Source organism: Actinomadura keratinilytica, assembly GCF_039539665.1.
Taxonomy (GTDB): Bacteria; Actinomycetota; Actinomycetes; order Streptosporangiales; family Streptosporangiaceae; genus Spirillospora; species Spirillospora keratinilytica.
Genome location: NZ_BAABDO010000173.1, coordinates 1 through 10,099, shown reverse-complemented (window position 1 = coordinate 10,099; position 10,099 = coordinate 1). Strand labels below are relative to the sequence as shown.

At 76.0% G+C, this 10,099-nt stretch carries 7 protein-coding genes and 1 pseudogene; 2 read left to right on the top strand and 6 right to left on the bottom strand.

The genetic code is table 11. The features are described from left to right. Positions 1-147: 147 nt before the first annotated feature. Positions 148-729, bottom strand: coding sequence for a protocatechuate 3,4-dioxygenase subunit alpha (gene pcaG / locus ABD879_RS30595; protein ID WP_345025216.1), 582 nt, complete (start codon positions 727-729; stop codon positions 148-150). Further along, positions 726-1,406, bottom strand: a pseudogene (gene pcaH / locus ABD879_RS30590) (protocatechuate 3,4-dioxygenase subunit beta); the annotation flags it as partial. The gene pcaG and the pseudogene pcaH, both read right to left, overlap by 4 nt. Before the next feature lie 354 nt (positions 1,407-1,760). On the opposite strand from pcaH, the gene ABD879_RS30585 reads away from it, so the two are divergent. Further along, the gene (locus ABD879_RS30585; protein ID WP_345025215.1) at positions 1,761-3,569 is read left to right on the top strand and encodes a tetratricopeptide repeat protein; all 1,809 of its coding nucleotides are present in this window, start codon (positions 1,761-1,763) and stop codon (positions 3,567-3,569) included. Between the two features lie 144 nt (positions 3,570-3,713). Then, complete coding sequence (locus tag ABD879_RS30580; RefSeq protein WP_345025214.1) at positions 3,714-4,265, top strand: universal stress protein; 552 nt, start codon at positions 3,714-3,716, stop codon at positions 4,263-4,265. A gap of 24 nt (positions 4,266-4,289) precedes the next feature. On the opposite strand, the gene ABD879_RS30575 is transcribed toward ABD879_RS30580, so the two are convergent. The 4 genes from ABD879_RS30575 to ABD879_RS30560 all read right to left on the bottom strand — a co-directional run. After that, positions 4,290-5,372: an acyl-CoA dehydrogenase family protein gene (locus tag ABD879_RS30575; protein ID WP_345025213.1), complete on the bottom strand. Its 1,083-nt coding sequence runs from the start codon at positions 5,370-5,372 to the stop codon at positions 4,290-4,292. Between the two features lie 53 nt (positions 5,373-5,425). Beyond that, positions 5,426-6,619, bottom strand: a complete 1,194-nt coding sequence (locus ABD879_RS30570) for an acyl-CoA dehydrogenase (RefSeq protein ID WP_345025212.1) — start codon at positions 6,617-6,619, stop codon at positions 5,426-5,428. 172 nt (positions 6,620-6,791) lie between these two features. Then, positions 6,792-8,933 (bottom strand): HelD family protein, encoded by a 2,142-nt coding sequence (locus ABD879_RS30565; protein ID WP_345025211.1) that lies wholly within the window; start codon positions 8,931-8,933, stop codon positions 6,792-6,794. Positions 8,934-9,129: 196 nt separating this feature from the next. Beyond that, a partial coding sequence (locus ABD879_RS30560) for a M20/M25/M40 family metallo-hydrolase (RefSeq protein WP_345025209.1) occupies positions 9,130-10,099 on the bottom strand: 970 nt, incomplete at its 5' end.

The window sequence follows — 10,099 nt, the reverse complement described above, 5'->3', positions numbered from 1 at the left end:
GCCTGCGCGCGGGCGAGCGCGGCCTCGGCGTCCAGCAGCGCCTGCAGCCACGCGGCGTCGCCGGTGGCGGCCTCGGCCTCGTCGCCCGCCCGCACCGCCGACAGCAGGCCCGCGTCGGGTGAGACGGCCCCGGCGGGCCGTGGACGGTCACAGGTCAAAGAAGACGGTCTCCCGTTCGCCCTGCAGGTGCACGTCGAAACGATACGACGCCTCGCCGTCGCGTTCGGCGACCAGGGTGGCGCGGCGGTCCTCCGGGACGACGCCGAGCACCGGGTCGGCGGCGTGGTCGGCGGTGTCCTCGGGGAAGTACACCCGGGTGAAGACCGGCTTGAGCAGGCCGCGCGCGAACACCAGCAGCACGATGTAAGGGGCGCCCTCGCCGACGCGGCCGGGCTTGACCGTGCTGAACCAGTAGTGGCCGGCCGGGTCGGTGCCGCAGCGGCCGAAGCCGGAGAAGTCGTGCCCGGCGCGGCGCAGTCCGCCCGGGCGGCGGGGGATCGAGCCGTCGGCGTCGGCCTGCCAGATCTCCAGCAGGGCGTCGGGCACCGGGTCGCCCGCGCCGTCGAGCACCCGGCCGTGCAGCCGGATCGCGCCCTTGTGCCAGCCCGGCACGAGGGTGGGGCCGTCGTCGTAGGGCAGCGCGTACCCGTAGAACGGGCCCACCGTCTGCGACGGGGTGACGCCGAGCGCCGGGGTGGCCGGGGTGGTCTCGCCGCTGGTCGCCGTCACGATTCCTCCATGGGGGTCTGGCCGAGCACGATGTCGAACTGGTAGCCCAGCGCCCACTCGGGCTCGGTGGTGTCCAGGTCGAAGCGGGAGATCAGCCGCTCCCGGGCCTTGGCGTCCGGGATCGACTGGAAGATCGGGTCGAACGGGAACAGCGGGTCCCCGGGGAAGTACATCTGGGTGATCAGCCGCTGGGTGAACGCCGTGCCGAACACCGAGAAGTGGATGTGCGCGGGCCGCCAGGCGTTGAGGTGGTTGCGCCAGGGGTAGGCGCCGGGCTTGATGGTGGTGAACCGGTAGCGGCCGTCGTCGTCGGTCAGGCAGCGGCCCGCCCCGGTGAAGTTGGGGTCGAGCGGCGCGGGGTGCTGGTCGCCGGCGTGCGCATACCGCCCGGCGGCGTTGGCCTGCCACACCTCGACCAGGGCGTTGCGGACGGGCCGCCCGGAGGAGTCCAGGACCCGGCCCGTCACGATGATGCGCTCGCCGAGCGGCTCGCCGCGGTGCTGGCGGGTCAGGTCGTTGTCCAGCGTGCCCAGTTCCTGGTGGCCGAAGACCGGGGAGGTCAGCTCCACGGCCTCGGGCCCGAGCTTGGGCATCACCAGCGGCTTGGAGGGGGCGCGCAGGACGGTGCTCTTGTAGTCGGGATGCAGGTACGGGGGATGGGTCATGCCCGTGTCCCTTCTCGTTCGGGCGTCTGCACAGCAGTGGTCATGCCACGGAGGGGCATCGGCGGGCCGCCGCGTGGTCCGTTGCGCGCAGCGGGCCCGGAGCCGTCCGCATCCGGGGCCGCCGCCTTCCCTCACCCTGGCAGCGGTCCGCCCCGGCGAGGGGGACGGCTTTCCGCTCAGTGGAAACCTGAGCGAGTTTGCGTACGGCGTACCGGCATGCCGGACACGGGGGCGGCGCGGTGCCGCCGGGGCGCGCCCCGCGCCGCGGCGTAATGTCCGCTGCACCCTGTGTGCGCAATCCCCGCGCGTTCCGTCAGTCCCGTATGGCAGGGTTCATCCAGCATCCGCGGATCTAGGAGGGGGCACGTGACGGATCCGAGCGAGGGCATGGCCGATCCCCGGCTGCAGGCTCAGGGCGAGCTGAGCATGGCGCGGCTCGCGCTCGACGACGGGGAGCTGCGGCACGCGGCCGACCATGTCGCCAGGGCGCTGGTGTACGACCCCGTCCTGCCCGAGACGCACGAGCTGCTGGCGGCGCTGGCCGCGCACCCGCGGGGCGGCGCGGACCTGTTCCCCCTGGACCAGCCGGTGTTCCTGGGCACGGTCGTGGCCCGGGCGCACGTGCTGGCGGCGCGGGGCGAGCCGCAGCAGGCGCTGTCGCTGCTGGTGTCGGCGCAGTGCCACGAGCCCGGGGGCGCCTGGGCGGACGTGCCGTGGACGCGCGACCCCGCCCTGCCCGCCCGGCTGGCGCCCGACGACGTCAGCATGCTGGTCATGCGGCTGGCCAGCAAGCTGGGCGATCCGGTGCCCGAGGAGGAGCGGCCGCCGCTGCGGCCGTTCTGCGACCTGGCCCGCGCCATGTGCCAGGCGTACCCGGGGCACGGCGCGATGCTGTGGACGTCCTCGATCCTGATGCGCCGCGTGGGCGCCACCGGCGAGGCCATCGGGCTGGCGGCGCGCGCGGAGTCGGTGGAGCCGTCGTTCCACGCGGCGATGGCGCTGGGGTACGCCTACCGCGCCGAGCAGCGCTACCAAGAGGCCGAGCAGGCGTGGCTGCGCGCGCTGCGCTTCGACCCGGGCAACCTGGCCCTGCACACCGACATCGGGGAGCTGCTGGCGCTCGCCGGGCGCCCGGCCGAGGGGCTGGCGTGGGTCGAGCGCGCGTTGCAGCAGGACCCGCACGACCCCAGCGCCTTCCCCACGGCCTGCGGGATGCGCTTCGAGCGCGACGGCGACCTGGCCCACCTGGTAGCGCTGGCGGACTACCTGCGCGAGAACCCCGGCAACGGCCACGCCGACGGCGTGCTCACCCACCATTCGCAGCGGATGTACTGGCTGGGGCACATCCCGTCGCCGAGCGAGGCGGTCATCAACGTGCTGCGCCAGGTCCTCGCCGACGACGGCCCGCAGGACCCCGGCGGCATCGCGCTGACCGTCTCGGCCCCCGAGCCGCCCAGCGCGCTGATGGCGTTCGCGGCGTCGCTGGGGGTCTCCGACGGCGTCACCATCACCGAGGTGCCCGAGCCGGACGCGCGCCGCCCCGTGCCCGAGGTGTTCGCCGACGGGCCGGTGCGCGCGGTGCGCGGCGGCGTGTGGGTGTACGAGGGCACCGCGGCGCGGCCCGCGGTGGCCCCTCCGTCCCAGGCCGCCGTGCAGGCCGTCCTGGGGCTGGCGGGCCACCGGTGGCGCCACCTGCCCGCCGCCTACGACGACGCGGTGCGGCTGTCCGGGCTGGGCCTCGGCGACCTGCTGGGGCTGCTGGTGCACCCGCCGGTGCCGGACGAGGTCCCCCGCCGGCACCGCGCCGACTGGATCCGCTCGGTGCAGGCGTGGACGTGCCTGGGCATCGCGCACCACCGGGCCGACCAGCCCTGGCACCAGTCCGAGCGCAGGGCCGTGCTGGTGGATCTGGCGTACGGGCCCGAGGACTGGGTGTCGGAGATGGCGCTCGCGGCGATGATCGCCACCGCGTGGGTCGATCCGGGCGTGCGCGCCGACGTCGCCGAGCTGGTCGCCTGGCGGTTCATGGCGGCCGTGCAGGCGACCCGGAGCCGTCCCGTCACCGTGCTGGAGTCGCTGGCGCTCCTGGTGCGCGCCACCCCGGACGTGCATCCGGAGGTGCGCTCGCTCGCCGACGACGTCGTCGCGCCGCCGGACCCCCGCGCCACCGCGTAGCGGTCGCGCGGCGCGCCCGCCGGGCCGCTCGTCCGCCGCCCGTCCCGCCGCCGGTTCCGCGTCCGCGAGCCCCCTTTGACGCGCGGGTCTGGCCTGCCAAGCTGTGGGGCACAATGCGAAGAGGAGGCGCGGAGGCGAGGCACCATGATCGCGAGACCGGAGGGCGGCCCGCGCGTGGTCGTGGGGGTCGACGACTCCCCCGGCGCCCGGTGCGCCCTGTCGTGGGCCATCGGCGAGGCCCGGCTTCGCGGCCTGCCGCTGCTGATCGTGCACGCCGCGCCGCTGCCGCCGCACGTGTCGGCGGTGGGCCAGCTCGGCCCGGGGGTCACCGAGGCGCTGCGCTCGGCGGGTGCGGAGCTGATCGCGCAGCTGCTCGACGAGGTGGCCGACGGCACCCCGTGCGGGGTGGAGATGTCGGCGCTGGCGCTGGTCGGCGAGCCGGGCGCGGTGCTGGTGCGGCTGGCCCGCGAGGACGACATCCTCGTCGTCGGGCACGGCTCCCGGGGCCTGTGGTCGCGGCTGGTGCGGCCGTCGGTGCGGCTGCACTGCGCGCGGCGCAGCCGGGCCACGTTCGTGTGCGTGCGGCCGCCGGCGTTCGACTCGCTGCTGGGCGGCCTGGCCGGGCAGGACGACGGCCCCGAGCGCTCCCGGCTGCGCCGCATGCTCGGCTGGGGCGGGCGGCAGCACACCGCCTGACCGCGCCGCCCCAGCAGGCGCGGGTCAGGCCGGGGGCAGGTCCACCAGGCCGGCCAGCGCGGCCCGGTGCCGGTCGGGCGTGCCGAGGGCGATGGCCGACGACTTGGCGCGCTTGAGGTACAGGTGCGCGGGGTGCTCCCAGGTGAAGCCGATGCCGCCGTGCATCTGCACGCACTCCTCGGCGGCCTTGACCGCGACGGCCGAGCAGTGGGCCTGGGCGATCGCGACGGCGACGTCGGTGTCGGGGTCGCCGGAGGCCAGGCAGGACGCGGCGTAGCGGGCCACCGCGCGGGCCTGCGCGACCGACGTCCACAGGTCGGCGAGGCGGTGCTTGAGGCCCTGGTAGGAGCCGACCGGGCGGCCGAACTGGTAGCGGGTCTTCAGGTATTCCACGGTGGACTCCAGGCACCGCTCGGCCAGGCCGAGCTGCTCGGAGGCCAGCATGGCGGCGCCGGCGGTCAGGGCGGCGCGCACGGCGTCCTCGCCCTCCGCGACGCGGCGGGCGGGCGCCTTCGCCAGCGCGACGTCGCACAGGCGCCGGGTCATGTCCAGCGAGGTCACCGGGGTGCGGCGGGCGTCGGCGGCGTCCACCGCGTACAGGCCGCCGGGCGCGGGGACCAGCAGCACGTCGGCGGCGGCGCCGTCGGCGACGCCGGTGACGGTGCCGGTCAGCGCGCCGTCCTCCACCCGCACGGACGTGCCGAGCGGGCCCTTGGGCGCCGTGCTGAACGGCACCGCCACAACGGCGATCCGCTCCCCGGCGGCCAGCCCGGCGAGCAGGTCCGCCCCCGCGTCGCCGGCGGCCAGCAGCGCGGCGGTGGCCAGGACGGCGCTGGACAGGAACGGCACGGGCGCCACCGCGCGGCCGAGCTCCTCCATCACCACGGCGGTCTCCCGCCAGGACGCGCCCGCGCCGCCGCGCTCGTCGGGCACCGGCAGCCCGGCGCAGCCCAGCTGGACGGCCACGGCCCGCCACAGGTCCGCGTCGTACGGCTCGTCCTTCTCCAGGCCCGCCAGCACGCCCGTCCAGGGGCACCGGTCGTCGAGCACCCGGCGGACGCCGCCGCGCAGGTCCTCCTCGATCTCGCTGTAGAGCAGGTTCGTCACGGGCGTCCCTCCGTCGGCCCCGGGGTGGTCTGGCGCTGTTCCCGAACGACCCGTCACTTGGGCAGGTCCTTCCACGCCACGTCCTTGTCGACCCTGATCTCGCCGGGCAGGCCGAGCACCCGTTCGGCGATGATGTTGCGCAGGATCTCCGAGGTGCCGCCCTCGATCGAGTTGCCCTTGGCGCGCAGGTAGCGGTAGCCGGGCGAGCGGCGGGTGAAGTCCACCTCGGTGGGGCGGCGCATCGTCCAGTCGTCGTAGCGCAGGCCGTCCTCGCCGAGCAGCTCCAGCTCCAGCCCGGAGATCTCCTGGTTGAGCCGGGCGAAGGCGAGCTTGGCGGCCGAGCCCTCGGGGCCGGGGGCGCCGGCGGCCAGCTGCTGGCGCAGCCGCTCGCCGGTCAGCCGGGCGGCCTCGGCCTCCACCCACAGCCGCAGCAGCGCGTCGTGCAGGCCGGGGGTGCGCAGCTCGGGGCGGTCCCGCCACAGCCGCGCCACCACGCCGATCATGCCGCCCTCGCGGGGGACGGCGTTGCCGCCGATGGCGACCCGCTCGTTCATCAGCGTGGTGGTGGCCACCCGCCAGCCCTCGCCGACCTCGCCGAGCCGGTGCTCGTCGGGGATGCGCACGTCGGTGAGGAACACCTCGTTGAACTCGGCCTCGCCGGTGATCTGCCGCAGCGGCCGCACCTCGACGCCGGGCGCGGTCATGTCGCAGATGAAGTAGGTCATGCCGCGGTGCTTGGGCACGTCCGGGTCGGTGCGGGTGACCAGGATCGCCCAGCGCGCCTCGTGCGCCATGGACGTCCACACCTTCTGGCCGTTGACGACCCAGTGGTCGCCGTCGCGCACGGCGCGGGTGCCGAGCGCGGCCAGGTCCGATCCGGCGCCCGGCTCGCTGAACAGCTGGCACCAGATCTCCTCGCCCGTCCACAGCGGGCGCAGGAAGCGCTTCTTCTGCTCCTCGGTGCCGTAGGCCAGGATCGTGGGCGCGGCCATGCCGAGGCCGATGCCGTTGCGTTCGGGGTCGTTGCGCGGCGCGCCCGCCGCGGCGAACTCGGCGTCCACGACCGGCTGCAGGGCGCGGGGCGCGCCGAGCCCGCCCAGGCCCGGCGGGTAGTGCACCCAGGCCAGCCCGGCGTCGAACCGGGCCCGCAGGAACGCCAGCCGTTCCATACCGGACGGATCGTGGTCGGAAAGGAAGCTTCGGACCCGTTCGCGCAGGTCGTCGGCGTCCGGCGGTGCTGAGCTCAAGGGCTGACCTCCGTGGGACGAGCGGCAGCCGCGGCCGCGGCGCGCGACATACCAACTGGTCGGTACGGTCACCCTAGGAACAGCGCGCCGACCGCGTCAACGGCGCACCGGAATCCCGTTCGGATTCCCCGGGGCCCCGGCGCGCCGTCGCGGCGGGAGCGGCGGCCCCCGGTCAGCGGGACGGGGCCTCGCCCAGCTCAGCGGGCAGCGGGTCGCGGTGCAGCACCGTCAGGCTGGTGACGGCGCGGGTGAGCACCACGTACAGGCGGGCCAGGCCGCGCGGCTCGGCGGCCACGATGCCGGCGGGCTCGACGACGATGACGTGGTCGTACTCCAGGCCCTTGGCGAGGGTCGCCGGGACGACCAGCAGCCGCTCCCCGGCGCCGTTGTCCGGGCCGGCGTCGGGGCCGAGCAGCCCGTGCGGCACGCCCGCGTCGGCCAGCGCCCGCGCGTGGGCGGCGGCCGCGTCGTCGGGGACGATCACCCCGACGGAGCCCTCGCGGTCCAGCGCGCGGCGGGCCTCGGCGACGACGGCCTCGGCCAGGTCGGGCACCCGGCGCACCGTCAGCGCGTCCGCCCCCGCGCGCAGGGAGCGGGGCGCGGCCAGGCCGGGGGCGATGTGCGGCAGGAGCCGCGCCGCGTAGTCCAGCACCGCGCCGGGGACGCGGAAGCCCATCGTCAGCTCCGCCACCCGCCCGTCCCGGCCGAGGTGGCGCAGCACCTCGTCCCACGAGCGCGCCGACCAGGGGGTGGTGCCCTGGGCCAGGTCGCCGAGCACCGTCGCCGAGCCGGTGGCGCAGCGGCGGCCGAGCGCGCGCAGCTGCATCGCCGACAGGTCCTGGGCCTCGTCCACCACGATGTGCCCGAGGGACCGGGTGCGCTCGATCAGGTCGTTCAGCTCGTCCAGCAGGGCGCGGTCGGCGGCGGTCCACTTCGCCGACCGGTGCGACCGGGGCGGCCTGCGCCACAGCAGCGCGGCCTGCTCGTCCTCGTCGAGCACGCCCCTGGCGGCGGCGCGCAGCAGCTCGGCGTCCGACAGCAGGCGGTGCAGCACCTGTTCGGCGGTGACCTTGGGCCACACCTGGTCGACGAGCCGCTTGACCGGCCGGGACCGGGCCACCTGGTCCTGGACGCGGTCGTCGGGCGCCTCGCCGCGCTGCTCCATCAGCACCAGCACCCGGTGCGCCAGCCGCTGGGCGAACGCGGCGCGGCCGTTGGCGTAGCGCATCGTCCCGCGCAGCGACGCGGCGATCTCGCGCACCTCGTGGCCGGCGAGCCGGAACCGGCTGGCGCCGCGGGTGTACAGCAGGCCCTCCTCGGGCTTGCGGACCTGCCGCCACAGGGCCCGGTGCAGCACCTCGGCCATCCGGGCGTCGCCCTTGAGCGCGGCGACGTCGGCGGGCTCCTCGGCGGCGGGCGCGCCGAGCAGGTCGTCCACGGTGGCCTGGTCGACGCTGATCTCGCCGAGCGCGGGCAGCACCGCGGAGATGTAGGCCAGGAACGCGCGGTTCGGCCCGACGATCAGCACGCCGGAGCGGGCCAGCCGCTCGCGGTGGGCGAACAGCAGGTAGGCGGCGCGGTGCAGGCCGACGGCCGTCTTGCCGGTGCCGGGTGCGCCCTGCACGCACACGGTGTCGGGCAGGTCGGCGCGGACGATCTCGTCCTGGTCGGGCTGGATGGTCGCGACGATGTCGCGCATGGGCCCGGTGCGGGGCCGTTCGATCTCCCGGGTGAGGATGCTCGACGGGCCGAGCGAGCGGCCGTCGAGCGGCTCGTCCTCGTAGGCGGTCAGCTCGCCGCCCTGGAAGCCGAACCGGCGGCGCCGCCGCCAGCCCATGGGGTCGGCGGGCCCGGCCCGGTAGAAGGCCCGCGCGACGGGGGCGCGCCAGTCGAGCACCAGAGGACGGCCCTCGTCGCCGTCGTGGACGTGGCGCCGCCCGATGTACATGGTGGCGGGCAGGTCGCCGCCGGTCTCGCGCGCGTCCATGCGGCCGAAGAACAGCGGGGTGTCGGGCCGGTCGGCCAGCGCGGCGACCCGCTGCTCCAGCAGCGACTCCAGGAACTGCCGCGACACCCAGTCGGCGGCCACGTCGGCCGACAGCGAACCGGCGTGCTCGCGCATGCGCCGCAGCGCCGCCCGCGACTCGGCCAGGTGGGCCCGCTCGGCGGCGAGCACCGCGTCGGCGTCGGCGGGCTCCTGCTGCGGGGGCTCCTGCCGCGGGGACGCGGCCTGCCGGGGTACGGGGGGATCGGCCTCGCCGGAGTCCCGCTCCTCGGGCGATTCGCGCGCCACTGCCGTCGGGTCGGTAGGCATGCGTGTACTCCTCCGCGATGTGATGGCTGGGTGACGCCGGGACGTCATCGGCGTCAGACGAAACCACCAAGCCTATCCGCGCTCCCGATCATCTGGCGGTACTTCGCGGAGGAGCCGTCCGGATGCGGACGGGCGCGACGCGCGCCGCCCCGCGTCCGCGGACGCGGGTCGGCGGCGCCGGGAGGCGGGGCGTGGCTCAGCGGTGGCGGGCCACCTCGTAGGCGGCGCAGCCGATGAGCTCCAGGGACACCTGCAGGCGCTGCAGGCTGATGTTGCCCGCGACGGTGTCCTCGGGGGTGTGGTAGACGGGCTCCAGCTGGCTGGGGGCCTCCTCGCCGCGCCAGCTGAAGTTGCCCGCGGCGATGCCGCGCTCGTGGAACGCCTCGTGGTCGCTGGAGCCGCGGGCCGTCGGCCCCTCGGTCTGGCCGACGTAGCCGAGCCGCTCGGCCGCCGCGGCGACCGCGGCGGTGGTGGTGTTGTCCGCGCCGTCCACCGACAGCAGCCAGTAGGTGCCGGCGGGCGGGTGGCTGGTGGCGACCATGTCGTTCTGGAAGCAGCCGGTGATGCGGGCGGCCTCCGCGTCGTCCAGCCGCCCGACGTAGTGGCGGGCGCCGACCAGGCCGATCTCCTCGGCGCCCCACAGGCAGAAGCGGATGTCCTGCTGGGTGGGCAGGCGGCGCAGCACGCGGGCCAGCTCCAGGCACAGCACGGTGCCGCTGCCGTCGTCGTTGCCGCCGGGCGAGCCGGGCACGCTGTCGTAGTGGGCGCTGACGATGACCGCCTTGCCCCGCGGGTTGGGGAAGGTGGCCCTGCGCTCGGCGATCACGTTGTAGGAGGTCAGCCCGGTGTGCCGGGTCACCTCCAGGGACAGCCGCCGGACGCCGCCGCGGATGCGCGCGGCGTGGTACTCGGCGATGCCCAGCACCGGGACGTCCACCGGCTCGGCCAGGTTCGGGAAGAAGGTCGCCGCCTTGCGCTCGGGGTAGGTCGCGGACCGCACGTTGGCGATGAGCACGGCGGCGGCGCCCCGGGCGGCCGCGGCCTGCGCCTGGGCGAGCTCCTGGCCGGCGACCCGGGTGAACAGCGCGATCTTCCCGGTGAGGTCGGCGGCGACGGCGATGGCGGCGCCGAGGTCGGTGACGGGGCCCGCGGCGCGGCCCGCGGCG